The 17,375-nt window shown below is 49.3% G+C and carries 14 protein-coding genes and 7 tRNA genes; 6 read left to right on the plus strand and 15 right to left on the minus strand.

Going from position 1 to position 17,375, the window contains the following annotated elements:
• The first annotated feature begins 26 nt into the window (after nucleotides 1-26).
• Nucleotides 27-1,352 (plus strand): NAD(P)/FAD-dependent oxidoreductase, encoded by a 1,326-nt coding sequence (locus V5J35_RS07560; RefSeq protein ID WP_354010668.1) that lies wholly within the window; start codon nucleotides 27-29, stop codon nucleotides 1,350-1,352.
• Between the two features lie 90 nt (nucleotides 1,353-1,442).
• Here V5J35_RS07560 and V5J35_RS07565 read toward each other — a convergent pair.
• The 8 genes from V5J35_RS07565 to V5J35_RS07600 all read right to left on the minus strand — a co-directional run bounded on the left by V5J35_RS07565 (nucleotide 1,443) and on the right by V5J35_RS07600 (nucleotide 3,009).
• Nucleotides 1,443-1,518, minus strand: a tRNA-Lys gene (locus tag V5J35_RS07565).
• Between the two features lie 50 nt (nucleotides 1,519-1,568).
• Nucleotides 1,569-1,644: transfer RNA gene (locus tag V5J35_RS07570), tRNA-Lys, on the minus strand.
• Between the two features lie 88 nt (nucleotides 1,645-1,732).
• Nucleotides 1,733-1,808, minus strand: a tRNA-Asn gene (locus V5J35_RS07575).
• A gap of 7 nt (nucleotides 1,809-1,815) precedes the next feature.
• Nucleotides 1,816-1,891: transfer RNA gene (locus V5J35_RS07580), tRNA-Lys, on the minus strand.
• A 36-nt stretch (nucleotides 1,892-1,927) separates the two neighbouring features.
• Nucleotides 1,928-2,003 (minus strand) — tRNA-Asn (locus V5J35_RS07585).
• A 41-nt stretch (nucleotides 2,004-2,044) separates the two neighbouring features.
• A tRNA-Lys gene (locus V5J35_RS07590) sits at nucleotides 2,045-2,120 on the minus strand.
• 74 nt (nucleotides 2,121-2,194) lie between these two features.
• A tRNA-Asn gene (locus V5J35_RS07595) sits at nucleotides 2,195-2,270 on the minus strand.
• Nucleotides 2,271-2,451: 181 nt separating this feature from the next.
• The gene (locus V5J35_RS07600) at nucleotides 2,452-3,009 is read right to left on the minus strand and encodes a TetR/AcrR family transcriptional regulator (RefSeq protein ID WP_354010669.1); all 558 of its coding nucleotides are present in this window, start codon (nucleotides 3,007-3,009) and stop codon (nucleotides 2,452-2,454) included.
• A 95-nt stretch (nucleotides 3,010-3,104) separates the two neighbouring features.
• Between V5J35_RS07600 and V5J35_RS07605 the strand changes: the two genes are divergently transcribed.
• Nucleotides 3,105-3,644 (plus strand): dihydrofolate reductase family protein, encoded by a 540-nt coding sequence (locus V5J35_RS07605; protein ID WP_354010670.1) that lies wholly within the window; start codon nucleotides 3,105-3,107, stop codon nucleotides 3,642-3,644.
• Nucleotides 3,645-3,768: 124 nt separating this feature from the next.
• Here the strand turns inward: V5J35_RS07605 and V5J35_RS07610 are convergent, their stop codons facing one another.
• Entirely contained in the window at nucleotides 3,769-4,371 is a 603-nt protein-coding gene (locus V5J35_RS07610) for a peroxiredoxin (RefSeq protein WP_354010671.1), read from the minus strand.
• A gap of 293 nt (nucleotides 4,372-4,664) precedes the next feature.
• Here V5J35_RS07610 and V5J35_RS07615 point away from each other — a divergent pair, with 293 nt between their 5' ends.
• Together V5J35_RS07615 and bfr are read left to right on the plus strand one after the other, a co-directional pair.
• Nucleotides 4,665-5,432 carry a class I SAM-dependent methyltransferase gene (locus V5J35_RS07615; protein WP_354010672.1) on the plus strand — a complete coding sequence of 256 codons (768 nt, stop codon included), beginning with the start codon at nucleotides 4,665-4,667 and terminating at the stop codon, nucleotides 5,430-5,432.
• Between the two features lie 179 nt (nucleotides 5,433-5,611).
• Entirely contained in the window at nucleotides 5,612-6,085 is a 474-nt protein-coding gene (gene bfr, locus V5J35_RS07620) for a bacterioferritin (protein ID WP_354010673.1), read from the plus strand.
• A 90-nt stretch (nucleotides 6,086-6,175) separates the two neighbouring features.
• On the opposite strand, the gene grxD is transcribed toward bfr, so the two are convergent.
• From grxD to V5J35_RS07635, 3 genes are all read right to left on the minus strand, one after another.
• Nucleotides 6,176-6,502, minus strand: coding sequence for a Grx4 family monothiol glutaredoxin (gene grxD, locus V5J35_RS07625; protein WP_354010674.1), 327 nt, complete (start codon nucleotides 6,500-6,502; stop codon nucleotides 6,176-6,178).
• Between the two features lie 104 nt (nucleotides 6,503-6,606).
• The gene (locus V5J35_RS07630) at nucleotides 6,607-7,416 is read right to left on the minus strand and encodes a M48 family metallopeptidase (protein WP_354010675.1); all 810 of its coding nucleotides are present in this window, start codon (nucleotides 7,414-7,416) and stop codon (nucleotides 6,607-6,609) included.
• Between the two features lie 96 nt (nucleotides 7,417-7,512).
• Nucleotides 7,513-8,781 carry a pyridoxal phosphate-dependent aminotransferase gene (locus tag V5J35_RS07635; RefSeq protein ID WP_354010676.1) on the minus strand — a complete coding sequence of 423 codons (1,269 nt, stop codon included), beginning with the start codon at nucleotides 8,779-8,781 and terminating at the stop codon, nucleotides 7,513-7,515.
• A gap of 203 nt (nucleotides 8,782-8,984) precedes the next feature.
• On the opposite strand from V5J35_RS07635, the gene V5J35_RS07640 reads away from it, so the two are divergent.
• Complete coding sequence (locus V5J35_RS07640; protein ID WP_354010677.1) at nucleotides 8,985-9,383, plus strand: hypothetical protein; 399 nt, start codon at nucleotides 8,985-8,987, stop codon at nucleotides 9,381-9,383.
• A 36-nt stretch (nucleotides 9,384-9,419) separates the two neighbouring features.
• On the opposite strand, the gene metE is transcribed toward V5J35_RS07640, so the two are convergent.
• From metE to V5J35_RS07655, 3 genes are all read right to left on the minus strand, one after another.
• On the minus strand, nucleotides 9,420-11,702 hold the full coding sequence (gene metE / locus V5J35_RS07645; RefSeq protein WP_354010678.1) for a 5-methyltetrahydropteroyltriglutamate--homocysteine S-methyltransferase: 2,283 nt from the start codon (nucleotides 11,700-11,702) through the stop codon (nucleotides 9,420-9,422).
• 171 nt (nucleotides 11,703-11,873) lie between these two features.
• Complete coding sequence (locus V5J35_RS07650; RefSeq protein ID WP_354010679.1) at nucleotides 11,874-13,463, minus strand: ATP-binding protein; 1,590 nt, start codon at nucleotides 13,461-13,463, stop codon at nucleotides 11,874-11,876.
• Between the two features lie 59 nt (nucleotides 13,464-13,522).
• Nucleotides 13,523-14,236 carry a winged helix-turn-helix domain-containing protein gene (locus V5J35_RS07655; RefSeq protein WP_419095778.1) on the minus strand — a complete coding sequence of 238 codons (714 nt, stop codon included), beginning with the start codon at nucleotides 14,234-14,236 and terminating at the stop codon, nucleotides 13,523-13,525.
• A gap of 822 nt (nucleotides 14,237-15,058) precedes the next feature.
• Here V5J35_RS07655 and nrdA point away from each other — a divergent pair.
• On the plus strand, nucleotides 15,059-17,329 hold the full coding sequence (gene nrdA / locus V5J35_RS07660) for a class 1a ribonucleoside-diphosphate reductase subunit alpha (protein ID WP_354010681.1): 2,271 nt from the start codon (nucleotides 15,059-15,061) through the stop codon (nucleotides 17,327-17,329).
• The last annotated feature ends 46 nt before the right edge of the window (nucleotides 17,330-17,375 follow it).

Consider the following 17,375-nt stretch of genomic DNA (forward strand, 5'->3'; position numbering starts at 1 on the left):
ACAGCCATTAACCGTGTGATAACCAAGTGAATAATGTAAATAACAATGACCCTTTACACCGGATTGTAATTGTCGGCGGCGGTGCCGGTGGACTGGAACTGGCAACCCTGCTTGGAAAGTCTCTTGGCAAAAGGAATAAAGCCTCCATAACGCTGGTTGATGCTCAGCGCACTCATTTCTGGAAACCGTTACTGCACGAAGTGGCGGCGGGTTCTCTCAATGCCTTTGAAGACGAACTCTGCTATTTAGCTCAGGCTAAATGGAACCACTTTCACTTCCTGCTCGGGCGAATGACCAACCTGGACAGGGACAGTAAAACCATTGAGCTGGCTCCTATCTGCGACGATTACGGCAACGAAGTGGTGGCTCGTCGCACACTGGAGTATGACACACTGGTACTTGCAGTAGGCAGTACCGCCAACGACTTTGATACACCTGGCGCACCGGAAAACTGCCTGTTTCTGGACAATCGCGAGCAGGCCGAACGCATTCACACGACACTGCTCAATCATTATCTGCATGCCCAGGCTTCAGGCAACCATCAGTCTGAACTGAATATTGCCATCATCGGTGCAGGTGCGACAGGCGTTGAACTGTCGGCAGAACTCCACAATGCTGCGATAGAGCTGGTCCATTACGGATTAGACGCGATATCCCCGAAAAATGTAAAAATCACCCTGATCGAAGGCGCTTCCCGCATCCTGCCGGTCCTGCCTGAACGAATCAGCAGCAGTGTGCATAAACAGCTGGAAAACATGGGGGTTACCATTATGACCGGGCAGCTGGTGAGCGAAATCCATCCGGACTCGCTGGTGACCCGTAGCAAAACAACCCTCAACTCCGACCTCAGTATCTGGGCCGCTGGCATAAAAGCACCTGGTTTTCTTGGAAAACTGACGCTTGAAACCAATCACATTAATCAACTGGTCGTTCGCCCTACCTTACAAACGACACAAGATGACCATATCTATGCATTTGGCGACTGTTCCAGCTGCACCCTGACCCTGAAAAACGGCAACAGCATCACTATCCCTCCCCGCGCACAGGCTGCACACCAGCAGGCATCGCTTCTGGCAAAGAGTTTGAAAAAGGTTGTGGCAGGAAACGAGCCCATGAACTTCACCTACAAGGACTACGGCTCTTTGATTTCACTGAGTCGCTTCAGTGCTGTTGGCAATCTTATGGGGGCTGTAACGGGTGATATGATGGTGGAAGGTGCTCTGGCCAAGTTGTTTTACATCAGCCTTTATCGCATGCACCAGACAACCCTGTTCGGAAAGGCCAGAACCGGCGCATTAATGCTGAAGGATGCCCTGGGGAAAACAACACGTCCCCATCTGAAGCTGCACTGACGCCTGGGCTCTCAACAAGAAAAGTCCACAACAAGAAAAAATCACCACAACAAAAAAAGCCGTCCTGACGAATCAGAACGGCTTGAAAGATGGTGGGTCGTGTAGGATTCGAACCTACGACCAATTGGTTAAAAGCCAACTGCTCTACCAACTGAGCTAACGACCCACAAGTTATCAGTCACGCAAACTGTTAACTTCAAATTGAGAAATAAAAAATGGTGGGTCGTGTAGGATTCGAACCTACGACCAATTGGTTAAAAGCCAACTGCTCTACCAACTGAGCTAACGACCCACGTCGTTTGATGGATACGCAATCCAACAAACAATCTCAATAAAACAACTCAACAACCTGTCCTGAAACAGGAAAAGTTGCAGAAAAATGGCTCCCCGAGCTGGACTCGAACCAGCGACCAATAGATTAACAGTCTACTGCTCTACCAACTGAGCTATCGGGGAACGAAAATGGTGGGTCGTGTAGGATTCGAACCTACGACCAATTGGTTAAAAGCCAACTGCTCTACCAACTGAGCTAACGACCCACAAACAACCAGCTACGCAAGCTGATCATTCAAAAATGGCTCCCCGAGCTGGACTCGAACCAGCGACCAATAGATTAACAGTCTACTGCTCTACCAACTGAGCTATCGGGGAATAAAGCCAGACAACTTAACACATAAACGCGAGAGAAGGAATGGTGGGTCGTGTAGGATTCGAACCTACGACCAATTGGTTAAAAGCCAACTGCTCTACCAACTGAGCTAACGACCCATGCCGTTTATCAGATACGCAACCTGACAAACCCTGCCACACTTCAACCTGTTGAAAATTCAGTTAGGAAAAAGTGGCTCCCCGAGCTGGACTCGAACCAGCGACCAATAGATTAACAGTCTACTGCTCTACCAACTGAGCTATCGGGGAATCGCGCTTGGTGATGCGTTGTCGTCATCACCTGACGGCAGCGAATATTAATGAGATTTCCGGCTGAGTCAACCCTTAATCTAAAACAATGTATAAAAAAGGCTCAAAAAAAGTTTCCGAGATAACAAAGAGATATATCAAAACCCTGTACTGCCTTAGCCTGGAGAGCTTCCGTACAGACTCATGGAGTTATTTCATTTTCCAGTACACGCATGACCAATCTGAGCGGACCTTCAATATCGTTGACCGGAAGCTTATCCGGCTCATCCTGACAATCAACTGCCAGGGCAAAACCATGTAGATAGTCTGCAATAAGATTCAAAAGATCATCTGCAGTCTTTTGCCGGAGGGACAACGGAGATAAAGCCAGTTCAAACCGTTGCCTGAAGACTTCTGCAGGCCCGTACTTTTTCATGGACAACATGGTCTCCAGCAATCCCGGATGACGGTTTAACAACAACAGATAGCTCCTGCACAATCGCAACACTTCGCTTTGCCAGTCTTCATTGCCTTCAGGCCGATAAATGTCACTCACCAGAGCCACGGTGACAGCTTCCAGCAAAACGGCTTTACTGGAAAAGTAGTGATAGATCGCCATCGCATCGACCCTCAACTCTGCTGACAATCGACGTATGCTGGGTATTTTTCCTTCTGCAGTTAACAGCTCCCTGGCGCATTGGATGATTTTATCTGCAGAAAGGCTGCTACCTGCCCCTGACGGCCTGCCCCGTTTTTTCATACTTCTGAACTTCCACGTATACCAACCCGTTTATTCTACATTGTAGAATAAATTTACATATCACTAATTCACAAACAGATTGATTGTAAAAGCTTATGAGTAACATTGTTTACATTGCCACCAGCCTCGACGGTTATATTGCTGACAGGAATCACGGGCTGGACTGGCTCCACAGCACCCCGAACCCGGATCACGACGATATGGGGTTTGCCGAATTTATTTCCAGAATTGATGCGCTGGTAATGGGCAGAAAGACCTTTGAGATCGTCTCAGGCTTTGATTGTGAATGGCCTTATCCAAAGCCGGTGTTTGTCTTGAGCAATACCCTGAAAAGCATTCCCGAACATCTTCAGGATAAAGCCTTCCTTATTCAGGGCAGTCCGGAAGAGGTGACATCAAACCTTAACCAGCGTGGTTATCAGCACTTATATATAGACGGTGGTACGACAATTCAGCAGTTCCTGCAGCAGGACCTGATTGATGAACTGATTATTGCGCGAATTCCAGTGGTGCTGGGTGGCGGCATCCCGTTATTTGGAACCCTTGAGCAATCTCTTTCTTTTGAACATATTGAAACGAAAGTTCACTTAAATGCCATTGCCCAGAGTTTCTACAAACGAAGCCGTAAAAACTGAACGGCTGTTATTTAAAAGACAGCCATTTGAAAAGACAGCCATTTGAAAAAAGTAAGGCGCTACCTATCAATGGCAACGCCTTTACGTTCTTGGAAAAAGCTTATTGGGCTGTATTCAGAGGAATTTACAGCTCTTCTGCACTTTCAGCCAGATATTTAGCTACACCGTCAGGAGAGGCATTCATGCCTTTGTCACCCTTGCTCCAACCAGCAGGGCAAACTTCACCATGCTCTTCATGGAACTGAAGTGCATCAACCAGACGGATCAATTCGTCCATATTACGACCCAGTGGCAGGTCGTTAACGACCTGGGAACGTACAACACCTTTGTCGTCAATCAGGAAGGCACCACGGAAAGCAACACCACCTTCGGACTCAACATCATAGTCTTTACAGATCTGGTGAGTCATATCGGCAGCCAGGGTGTATTTCACCGGACCAATACCGCCTTCATTAACTGGCGTATTGCGCCAGGCGTTGTGAGTAAAGTGAGAATCGATGGAAACACCAATCACTTCAACATTGCGTTCTTTGAACGCATCCATACGGTGATCCAGGGCAATCAGCTCCGATGGACAAACAAAAGTAAAGTCCAGCGGGTAGAAGAACAGAATACCGTATTTTCCACGAATGGCTTCCGAGAGGGAAAATTCATCAACTATAGTGCCATCACCCAGAACCGCAGGAACGGTAAAATCAGGAGCCTTCTTGCCTACCAGTACGCCCATTTATTCATCTCCGGTTAGTTAACTGTGTTCAACAACACGCAGAGCCAACCTGTCCGCGTTGGCTGATACAGAGCCTCAGTGTTCTGAAGCCGTTGCCAATCATACACATCGCAGGTATTTTTGCCTACTCGTGCGACAAAAATAACTACAAATCCCACCAACCATTGATCTGGCTCAGATCGCACATAAGGACTAATCTTCCGACAGCCAGAAAATTGCACCTATACTTTCTTGTGGTCGAAATTGTCTTGTGATCGAAATTGTGCCTGAAATTCATATTCTAAGGTGAAGCCATGTCACAGCCAGACAAGCTCTATCACAAAATGGCACACCCGGCAGGCGTGGCATTCTCCGTTACCAATCCACTGATTGATCACTGGCTGAGTAGCTGGAACACTACCAACCCATTGCTGGATATTGGTTGTGGCAACTGCCACAACAGCCTTATCGCTGTTAACAGTGGTGCCAGAGTTTATGCAACCGAGATTGATGAGGGCAGTCTGCAACTGTTACAGCAGGAGCATCATGACAAAGCCAATCAACTCAGTTTTCATCAGGCTAAACTGCCTGACGACATCCCTCTGCCCGACAACTATTTTTCCGGAATACTCTGCTCGGAAGTCTTCCACTTCCTTAACCACGAAGAAACCCTTGCTTCAATACATCAGCTTCGCCGTTTATTAATTCCCGGCGGAAAGGTTGTATTAACCTGTGCCTGTGAAGAGTCACAAGCATTTAAGCCAGTTAATCTGAAAGGAATAAAAGAATCCCAGCGGCAGAAGCATCCTGACCGCCTTGATCCTGTTGATGATTTTCTCAACCTCATTGACCAGGCGATCAGCCATTTCGAACCTGATCATGAAGCCTGGGAGTTAAGAGATTTAGCCCGCTCAATCATGCCCAGAAGCTTTTTCAATTTTTTTAATCCCGGTCAGCTGGCCTGTGCATTTTCTGATGCCGGTTTCAGAATTGATCTGATCACAACAGGCCCGGCACTTTATTATCCTGTATGGGAACATGGAGATCACGATCAGGTAAGACTCGTGGCTGGCAAACGTTAAAGTCGCTATGAATTAAATACAGCTTTAATTTAACCAGCTAAACACAAATGATAAATATTATCGTTATCTTTCAATAAGATAGTATTGAAAGATAGCTTTGACAGATGGCTATGTCACATCATACTTGATAGGTGGACGGGCAACCGTTTTTTTATCTTTTCCTGTACCGGATACCTATCATGACTGGCGATCAAACGGTTATCGAACACCTGAACAAGGCGTTGATGAATGAGCTGACAGCCATTAACCAGTATTACCTGCATTCCAGTATGCTGAAGAACTGGGGAGTTAAAAAGCTGGGCAAAGAAGTCTATAAAGAATCCATTGACGAAATGTGGCATGCCGACTGGCTGATGGAGCGAATATTATTTCTGGAAGGGATGCCTGACTTTAAACATCTGGACAAACCCATTCTCTCCAATTCGGTTCAGGGCATTCTTGAATCGGACCTGAAACAGGAAAAGAAAGCCATACCGGTTTTAAAGGAAGGAATTAAGTACTGCGAGAAAGCCGGAGATTTTGGTTCAAGGCAACTGCTGGAAAAAATACTGACCGCTGAAGAGGAACACATGGATAATCTGGAGGTACACCTGCACCAGATCAAAATACTGGGCATGGAAAACTATCTGCTGTCCCAAAGTGCTGACGAATAACCGCACCGCCCCGTTCAACAGGTTGGACTGCATCTGCAAAACAGTCCAACCCCGGTGCTGTTGGCTGGCGCTAATTGTTAGCGCCAAAGCTTACTCGCTTTTGCCTGCCGCCTCAGAGATCAGTTTCTGCAGGTCACCACTGTTGTACATATCAATCAGAATGTCACAGCCACCAACCAGTTCACCACCTACCCACAGCTGAGGGAAGGTTGGCCAGTTAGCGTATTTTGGCAGGTTGGCACGAATTTCAGGGTTTGCCAGAACGTCAACAAAAGCAAACTGTTCGCCACAGGCCATCAGTACCTGAACGGCTTTAGACGAAAAGCCACACTGAGGCAGTTTTGGGGAACCCTTCATATAAAGCAGAATGTTGTGGGTTTTGATTTGTTCCTGGAAGTCTTCGAGTTCAAATGCCATTAGAACAGCCTGTTTATTAGTAAGAATAAGTCTGGAGCATCATAGCAAAGGTATAACCCAGCGGTACACTGGGTTATACAACATTAAAGTAAGCGTCAAACAGGTTAATCCCGCCCTCCCAGGTGTTTCACCTTGGGAATATTGGCACGTAAGCCGGAAATTCGCGTGTTATGCGCTGGGTGAGTACTCATGAACTCGGGTGGACTGCCCTCAGCCGCCGCTGACATTTTTTCCCAGAGCGTGACGGCTGCATGAGGGTCATAACCAGCCCTTGCCATCAGTTCCAGTCCAATCAGGTCTGCCTCCACCTCATTGGTTCTGCTGTTTGGCAGGGTCATGGCGTAATTCACTACAACATCAGCCATTTGCATCGTGTTCTGATCGGCCCCCAGCAAGGCTGCAGCGGCACTGAACCCCAGTTGCTGTACATAGGCGCGGGACATGGCCTCCCGACCGTGTTCACGCAAGGCATGAGCCATCTCATGCCCCATAATCGCGGCGATCTCGTCATCCGTCAGCTCTAACTCATCCAGAATACCGGTGTAAAACATAATCTTACCTCCCGGCATACAGTAAGCATTCAGCTGTTTACTGGTGAGCAGGTTAACTTCCCAGTCCCAGTGCAGGGCATCCATCCGGAACACTCCAACGTGCTTCACCAACTGGTCAGCAATTTTCCGCAATTGTTTCAGCTGTTTCTGATTCTGGTTAAGCGTACCGTCCTCTTTTCCCTTTGCCAGCTCCTGACGGTATGCGTCAGCAGCCATCTGGTTGACTTCACTTTCAGAAAGCATGGTCACCATTCGCTGCTGTCTCTGCACACCAATGGTGCCGGACGAAGTAGTAGAAACCGACTGGCATCCGGCCAGCGTTATTGCTGCCCCTACAGCAATCGTCCTGAAAAATTTCTTCATATTTGATTTACCAAACAGCAAAAAACAATGCAGCCGGTGCAAAACACCGGCTGCATTTGTCTGAACCATCTATCAGTAATGGTTATTTTTTGTCTATTATTTCAACCAGTTTTCGATTCGATGGCAGGCCTGTACCAGCTTGGGACAGTTCACTTCAATAAACGCCTCTTCAGAAAGGCTGTTGTCGTCTATTGCACCCAGCGCCCTGTCACCATCAAAATCAACAAATGCCATGCGAGTGTACAACTGATTGTCGTCTAAACCAAAATCTGAACCCGGTAATAAGGCGACACCGGTCTCTTCCAGCAGCTTCTCGCAGAGCCGTTCCGATGAAAAAATGCCCTTTTTTTCCAGCTTTGACCTCAGGGCTTCAAAGCTGGTCAACAGATAAAAGCCTCCTACCGGCTCCTCCATTTCCAGCCCGACAGCCCTCAGCCTTTTCACCATATACGACGAAATTCGTTTTAACACATCCCGGGTTGCCAAGAGATAAGCATCCAGAGCAGCCGACTCAGAAAAAGCCGTACAGGCTGCATACTGGGTCGGCGCGCTGATAGAAGTAAAGGTTTCACTGGCAATGACAGCCATGGCATCCTGCAAAGGTCTTAGCTCATCTGGCAGCAACATCACCCCCAGTCGCCAGCCTCCGGCACCACACCATTTACTGAGGCCACTGCTGATAACCGTTCCTTCGGGATAGTACACTGACATCGACTGATGATTGCCAGCAAAGGTGGTTTCCGCATAAATCTCATCAGCCACCACGATAATGCCGTATTTTCGGGCAACTTCCGATAACGCTTTCAGGCTGTCTGCATCATAACTGCAACCGGTTGGGTTACTGGGGTAATTCAGAATCAGAATACGGGTTCGTTCAGGTTCCTGCTGACAGAACGCATCCAGCTCATCCGCCTGAAGCCGCCAGTGATTTTGTGGGCTGGTCGGCAAGTGAAAAACCTTACGTCCTAACAGCTGAGCCTGGGGAGCATAGGAAACCCATGAGGGCGCAGGAATCAAGAGGTCCCCTTCACAAGCCATCTGCAAATTAAAAATTAACTCTTTGGAACCCGGACCCACCAGAACATCTTCAGCCTGCCTTGGAATACCATCCCTTCGCTGGTAATAACTGGCAACCGCTTCGCGTAATGAGTAAAGACCTTTGACAGGCAGGTAGTCTTTTTCATGAGCGTGCAACCTTAACGCACTGGTCACCACTTCCGGAACCGGGAACGGGGATTGCCCAAGCCCCAGTTTAATGATGTCCCGCCCCTGTCGGATCAGGCGATTGCTGTCTTCGTTAATCCGCAGTGTGGCTGAAGGTTTCAACCCTCTCACGTTCCTGTTGAGCTGATCGACTTTAATCATTGTTATTTTTCTGGTTCGTCCCTGTGACACGTAATACCTGCCAGAGTGGGGTAAGATTTTCAGGCAGGTATAAATTGATTTAACACCCTATTGATTTCAGAGAACAACTGTTTTTTTCTCAGGCTTGTGTTTTTTTGTCAGAAACACGGTTTTACCCTGTTTGCTAAACTGGTGCTCAACTTTCAGAATCAGAATAACTAACCATGAAACCAGCTCCCAAGCTTTTGATATTGCCGCTGTTATTGTTTTTATCGGCCTGTGGAAGCCTTTCCAGAACCGGTACTGACAACGTTTATTATCATCTGGAGACCAATCTCCTGATTGATGGCAGGCCTCTGCAACAGCAGACTATTGAGTTACCGGGCTATACAACCAGAAAACTCTATTTTCTCGATGATGTGATGAATCACACCTACATAGTGAAATATGCCGTCATGCCGGGAGAAGAGGCGCAAACCGTGCTTATCGACACCATGATATACCGCTCGGTCAGAAATATAAGCATTCTGGCTCCTGATAACGAGGAAGCCGGATTCGCCTTTAAAGAACCCTCCCCGGAGGTTGAACTACAGGTCAAAGCCAGAAAAATTCCCCATCCCTGAAGCCTTCCGCCAGCAAAGCTGGCGGAAGCAACCTGTTCAATATTCAGCTCTCAGTTCTCTGGCAACCTGCACCATATTGGTCAGGGCCTCTTCCACTTCTGGCCAGTCACGGGTTTTCAGGCCGCAGTCCGGGTTTATCCACAACCGCTCAGGCGGAATCTTTTCAGCCGCCTTCTGAATCAACTGTTTAATCCATTCCCGTTCCGGCACATTAGGCGAATGAATGTCATAAACCCCGGGGCCAATTTCATTGGGATACTCAAATTCCTCAAAAGCATCCAGCAGTTCCATGTCGGACCGGGAGGTTTCAATGGTAATCACATCAGCATCCATGGCAGCAATGTATTCGATGATGTCATTGAACTCGCTGTAACACATATGGGTGTGAATCTGGGTATCATCCTTTACACCACTGGCTGCCAGCCGGAAACAGTTTACCGCCCAGTCCAGATACTCTGGCCAGTCCTCTTTTCTCAGAGGCAGACCTTCCCTGATCGCCGGTTCATCAATCTGAATGACTTGAATCCCGGCCTGTTCCAGATCCGTCACTTCTTTACGCAGAGCCAGAGCCAGCTGCTCACAGGAGGTTCTTTTCGGAACATCATCCCTTGGAAATGACCAGCAAAGAATCGTCACCGGCCCTGTGAGCATACCTTTCATAATTTTTCTGGTCTGCTGCTGGGCAAACACACTCCAGCTAACCGTCATAGGCTCAGGCCGGCAGATATCACCATATATAATGGGCGGCTTTACACACCGGCTACCGTAACTCTGCACCCAGCCATACTCAGTGAAGACAAAACCTTCCAGCTGTTCGCCAAAATACTCCACCATATCATTGCGCTCTGCCTCACCATGAACCAGAACGTCCAGCCCCAGCGTTTCCTGTCGTTTTATGGTGGCCTGAATTTCCTGTTGCATGGACTCAAGATAGGCCTGCCTGCCCAGCTGTTTTTTCCGATAGAGGCCGCGCTGTCGGCGTATTTCTGTCGTCTGGGGAAAAGACCCGATGGTGGTGGTAGGAAACAGCGGCAACTTCAGTTTCTCCCGTTGCAACTTTTGTCTTACCGCATAGGGGGAGTGTCGCTGCATCAGCCTGGGAGAAATGGCATTAACCTTTTGCGCAACCTCTTTTCGATGCACTCTCCGGGATGTTTTACGACTGCAGGCGACCGCATCCGACAAGGCAAACAGCGTTCTGATTTTGTCGCTGTTATCTCCTGACAATGCCCTGCCAAGCACTGCAATTTCATCACACTTCTCTACCGCAAAAGCAAGCCAGGATTTAATTTCATCGTCCAACCGCTCTTCTGAACTGAGGTCAACGGGAACATGCAGCAATGAACAGCTGGAAGATACCCACAGTCGTTCACCCAGCTTCTCACGAGCCGGCTTTAACTGTTCAAGAATACCTGAAAGGTCAGAACGCCAGATATTTCTGCCATCAATCACTCCGACAGACAGTGTTTTATAGGCAGGCAACCGGTCCAGCTCAGACATTAACTGTTCAGGCGCGCGAACCAGATCTATATGCAAACCTTCAACCGGCAAATTAACGACAGTAGTCGTTGCCTCCTGCAAACCACCAAAATAGGTCGCCAGCATAATCTTGATATCGTGTGTCTGGAGCCTGTTATAAACGCTTTCAAATGCCTGCAACCACGGTTGTGGCAGATCCAGAACCAGAATGGGTTCATCTATCTGCACCCATTGAACACTGGTTTTTGCCAGTTCCGACAACACCTGTCCATAAACAACCACCAGATCATCAAGCAACTCCAGCCGGTTGAAGTGTTCTCCTTTAATTTTTCCAAGCCATAACCAGGTTAATGGTCCAATCAGAACCGGTTTAGCATTAAATCCCTGCTCCTGAGCTTCAGCTGTTTCTTCTATTACCGCCCGGCTGGTTAGCTGAAATGTCTGACCTTTGTGCAGTTCAGGCACAATGTAGTGGTAATTGGTATCGAACCACTTGGTCATTTCACAGGCCGCTGTCGCCTGACCACTGGGCGCACGTCCTCTTGCCATCCGAAACTGGGTATCCAGCTGGTTATCTTCAATGCCATCTTCAAAGCGTTGAGGAATCGCTCCCAGCATCATGGAATGGTTCAACATCTGGTCATACCAGGCAAAATCGCCAGTAGCGACCCAGTCCATACCGGCATCCTGTTGCATTCGCCAGTGCATTGACCGTAAACGACTGCCTTCAGCCATCAGGGCTGACTGGTCAAGATCGCCTCTCCAGTAAGCCTCTGTCGCTTTTTTCAGCTCACGATATCTGCCAATTCTGGGAAAACCAACACAATGCGAAGTCGCCATTGCCACCTCCCTGAAGGTGATATGTCATACGTTTTATTGGATTCGTTCCAATAGTGATCGGGTAATGATCCCGTGATGAGATAAGGCGATGTGGTAAGTAAATAGTATCAACCACTCTCATTCACAGGCATGAATGAGTGTGGTCGATGAATTGGAATGCTTCAAATGGATTTATCGTCGCTGCTTGCGAGGCCATACCAGACTGAACCGGGCTCCCCCCATCGGGCTGTGACTGACCATCGCCCGACCGTTATGCCAGTACATAATCCTGCGGACAATGGAAAGTCCCAGACCATAACCGCCGGTATTACGGGTACGACTGTCGTCCAGACGACTGAAAGCAGAGAAAACCCGATCCCACTCTTCCTCGGCAATACCAGGTCCGTCGTCGTCTACATCCACTCTGCAGGTTTCCTGAGTGGATGAAAAACGTACCTGAACTTTGCCACTGGCATAGCGGCAGGCATTGCCAATCAGGTTCTGGATAGCACGGTGGATATAGCGTCGGTCAACGTCCGCAAAGCGTCTTGGGTCCAGCACATTGCAGGGAATATGTTCAATCTCCACACGATCCTGCAAGCGCCCGTATTCACTGACCACCTGCGCCACCACTTTATCAACATCGTGTCGTTTATAACGAATCTCCGGAGCGGCCTGTTCCAGATTGGCATAGGTCAGAAATTCATCAACCAGATTATCCAGCTCTTCGATATCCTTATCCATTCCTTCCAGCTGCTTCTCACGCTCCTCACTGGTTTCAGCGTCTGCAATCAGATCCAGACCAAAACGCAGACGGGCCACCGGCGTTCGCAGCTCATGGGAAACACCACGAATCATCTCCTTCTTCAGGCTCAGTAGTCGCTGAATGTAGCCCGCCATCGCATTGAAGGCAGAAGCAAGGCGCCCGATAGAGTCGGTTCCACCAATAGTGACCCGTACATCAAAATCGCCCCGGCTGAAACGGGTAGCAGCGCGCTCCAGACGACGCAGGCGTTTCTCCATGCCGCGAACCAGGATATAAATCGCCAGACTGATCGAGGTCAGCACAAACAAACCGATGGAAATCATCAACTTAAAGGGGTAAGGATTCAGTAACCTCAGAGGCCCCAGCCGCAACAGGCGGCCTGTATCCGGCAGGCTGGTGTACATGGAAATGCTCTGCCCCTCATCGTCCAGCAGCATCAGCATACTGCCCTGACGCAACTCCTTCTGCTGAACAGGCAACAGCCGGGTCTGGGCTTCATTAAGCAGATGCACCGGATAGCTGAACGAGCTGACCGACAACGCCTGCAAACGCTGTTCCCGTTCTTCGGGCGGGTAGCGCAGAAGCTTTTCCCGGAGCAAACTCAGTGTGCCATTGATAATCTGCTCCGAAATATTCAACACACTGCCCTGCAGTAACCGGTTCTGGTCAAGGCGGGTAGACACCAGAGCCCGACTGTCATCCAACATCTGAATAGACACACCGGATCGATCCATGTGCTGCAAGGCTTTTTCACTGAGTCCGGACTGATCAACCGGTACGATTGAAAAAGGAATGGCTACCCGGTAAGCCCACTCATCCAGCCACGCCTGACGCTCCTGTTCGGGCAGTTCCTGAAGGCTTTCTGACATCAGCCGGAATGTGCCCCGGACCATATCTTCACGGTACTCACCCAGACGGTGACCATTGATCAGCGTCACCGAGATGCCAGACAAAACAGCCACCAGCACCAGCGTGAAAAGAAGCCCGCCATATATTCGGAGAAAAATACTACTCACAAATCTAACCTGTCAGTGCCATGAGCCTGGCGGATGCTATTCCCGGCCAGGCTCATGACTCAATCACTTTTTACAAACAGATAGCCTTTACTGCGTACTGTTTTGATAAGGCGGGGATGCATCGGGTCATCGCCAATTTTGGGACGAATTCTGGATACCCGTACATCGATAGACCGGTCCTGACCGTCGTATTCGATGCCACGCAGCTGGGCAAATATCTCTTCCCGGCTCAGGACACGACCCGCATTGGAGCAGAGCAGCCACAGAAGGTCGAACTCGGCGCTGGTCAACTCAATGCTTTCCTGATTCAGCCAGGCTTCGCGCATCGCATTATCGACAACCAGCGGACCAAACGTCAGGCGACTGGCATCCTGTTCCTGCTCTTCTTCAGCCGGCGCAACAGCCCGGCGCAGCAAAGCCCGGATACGAGCCAGCAAAACTCTGGGGCGAACCGGTTTGGCCACATAGTCGTCAGCCCCCATTTCCAGACCCAGAACCTCATCAAGGTCTTCAGCCCGTGCCGTCAGCATCAGAATCTGGCCGTGATACTGTCCCCGAACCCGGCGACAGATCGATATGCCATCCTCTCCGGGCAGCATCAGATCCAGCACGACCAGATCAGGGCGTTCCTGCAGAATGCGTTCAACGGCCTTGCCGCCGTCGCCTTCCACGGTGACCTGCAGGCCATTGTTCTCAAGATAATCCCTGGTCAGGGCTGCCAGCCGCTCATCGTCCTCAACGATCAGTATTCGACCTGTCTCTGTATTTTCCACAACCAAACTTCCAGCGTATAACTTAGTGTGCGTGATACTACTACAGCCCTGCGCCAGAATCCTGCCTGTAATGCCTTCACAGCGCGGTTTGTTACAATATCACGACACATTCGTTGACAAACACCGACACCAGATGGATAAAAACAGTTCAGGGCAAAGGCATTATTTCACAGAAAAATTTGCGCAGATCCGTTAAAATCTCAAACACTATATGTTGTGGTTAGTGAAAATCGCACAGCTGCCGGAATCAGGAAAAATCAATAGTATTTTTCTTATCTAAAAGCCAAATTGTATTTCTTTTTATTATAAAAAAATTTGGGTCTCAATCATGACCTGTTGGATACTGTTTGAGGGCGATAAGAAAGACAAACTGCCAGTTTGCAAACACTAACATGAAAATAAATTCGCAGGTTTTTCACTGCATTTCCACGACAGCGTCAACTTGAACTTATCTCAATACCGCATTATCTTGTGTATATAGACAGGTCGCACACAACATGTTGTATGCATCGTGTTCAGCACCCCACAAGATGTTATGGCAGTACCGCTGACTGCGAGTACTCAAAAGCACAGATTATGGTGCTGCAAGAATGCTAACGATCAGGGAAGAATGCTTTAAAGACACTTGGATGACCAGTAGTCAGGGCTTGCTTTCTAAGATACATGTTGCAGTTGATTCTGGTTTTTTATCGATCCAGGTTATAAGCAAGCCATCAGCATCTCCCATTAGCTTTCTGGTTTCTGCCTCCTGAGACGGGCGCAGTCGACGGGTTTCGTGTCGACAACGAAAACACAATATATTGATTTACAGGTAAGGGTTGAATGAACAAAAACATCCTGGTCACCAAGCGAAACGGCGACAAGGAGCAGCTGGATCTGGACAAGATTCACAAGGTGATAGCCTGGGCTGCTGAGGGATTAAACAATGTTTCTGTCTCAGAAGTTGAACTAAAGTCTCATATACAGTTCTATGATGCCATCCAGACCACCGACATCCATGAAACCCTGATCAAATCTGCTGCTGACCTGATCTCTGAACAGGCACCTGATTATCAGTACCTGGCCGCCAGGCTGGCCATTTTTCATCTCCGTAAAAAAGCCTACGGTCAGTTTGAGCCTCCGGCACTGTACGACCATGTCCAGAAACTCTGTGAAGCCAAAAAATACGACATTCACCTCTTAACAGACTACAGTGAAGCTGAATTCAGCCAGATGAACAGTTTCATTGACCACCAGCGCGACATGAATTTCAGTTATGCGGCTGTTAAACAGCTGGAAGGCAAATATCTGGTTCAGAACCGTGTCACCGGAACCTACTACGAAAGCCCGCAGATGCTCTATATGCTGATCGGTGCCTGTCTGTTTTCCAGCTACCCTAAAGCTACCCGAATTGACTACATTCGTCGCTTTTATGATGCGGTGTCTACCTTCAAGCTATCTCTGCCCACCCCCATCATGGCTGGGGTCAGAACCCCCACACGGCAGTTCAGCTCCTGCGTCCTGATTGAGTGTGGTGATTCACTGGATTCCATCAACGCCACCTCCAGCGCCATTGTTAAATACGTCAGCCAGCGGGCTGGCATTGGCATTAACGCTGGCCGGATTCGTGCCATTGGCAGCCCGATCCGGGACGGCGAAGCCTTCCATACCGGCTGCATCCCTTTCTACAAGCACTTCCAGACGGCCGTAAAATCCTGCTCTCAGGGCGGTGTCAGGGGCGGAGCCGCTACGCTGTTTTACCCTCTATGGCACTACGAGGTTGAAAACCTGCTGGTACTGAAAAACAACCGTGGGGTCGAAGAAAACCGGGTACGGCATCTGGACTACGGTGTTCAGTTTAACCGCCTGATGTACCAGCGCCTGATCCAGGGTGGCAATATCACCCTGTTCTCCCCCAGCGATGTACCCGGTCTTTACGACGCCTTTTTCCAGGACCAGGAACAGTTTGAAGTACTGTATGAACAGTATGAAAAAGACGACAGCATTCGCAAAAAGACCCTGAAGGCCGTTGAGCTGTTCTCTCTGTTTGCCTCTGAGCGTGCCAGTACCGGCCGCATCTATCTGCAGAACGTTGACCACTGCAACACCCACAGCCCGTTTGATCCTGCTGTAGCCCCTGTACGCCAGAGCAACCTCTGCCTGGAAATTGCCCTGCCCACCAAACCATTGCAGCATGTAATGGATGAAGAGGGTGAAATAGCCCTGTGTACCCTGGCTGCCTTCAACCTTGGTAAGGTGGAACAGCTGGATGAACTGGAAGAACTGGCAGATCTGCTGGTACGCGCGCTGGACAGCCTGCTGGACTATCAGGACTACCCGCTGCCTGCCGCCTATAACGCCACCATGGGGCGTCGTCCGCTGGGTGTGGGGGTGATCAATTTTGCCAACTATCTGGCGAAAAATAATGTGCGCTACTCCGACGGTTCTGCCAATGGCCTGACCCATAAAACCTTTGAAGCGATCCAGTACTATCTGCTGAAAGCCTCCAACCAGTTAGCCAGAGAACAGGGAACCTGCACCAAATTCCATGAAACCACTTACGCCAAAGGCATCCTGCCTGTGGACACCTACAAGCAGGACCTTAACGCAGTCTGCCCGGAACCTCTGCATCTGGACTGGGAAGCCCTGCGGACTGAGATTCGTGAATACGGGCTGCGCAATTCAACCCTGACCGCCCTGATGCCCTCAGAAACGTCATCACAGATCAGCAATGCCACCAATGGCATAGAGCCTCCACGAGGCTATGTCAGTGTAAAAGCCAGCAAAGACGGTATTCTCAAGCAGGTCGTTCCGGATTATGAAGAACTCCGTGGACGCTACGAACTACTGTGGGACATCAAGAGCAATGACGGCTACCTTCAGCTGGTTGCCATTATGCAAAAGTTTGTTGACCAGACAATTTCTGCCAACACCAACTACGACCCGGCTCGTTTCGAAGGGGGCAAGGTACCCGTCAAACTGTTGTTGAAAGACCTGTTAACCGCCTACAAGCTGGGTGTTAAAACGCTCTACTACCACAACACCCGTGATGGCGCAGCGGATTCCCACGAAGAGGCCGATGACGGTTGTGCCGGTGGAGCCTGCAAAATTTAACGACAATTCAACTCAACCCAGTCGTGGTCGCTGCGGCGACCCGGAT

The organism is Endozoicomonas sp. NE40 (assembly GCF_040549045.1).
Classification (GTDB): Bacteria; Pseudomonadota; Gammaproteobacteria; order Pseudomonadales; family Endozoicomonadaceae; genus Endozoicomonas_A; species Endozoicomonas_A lisbonensis.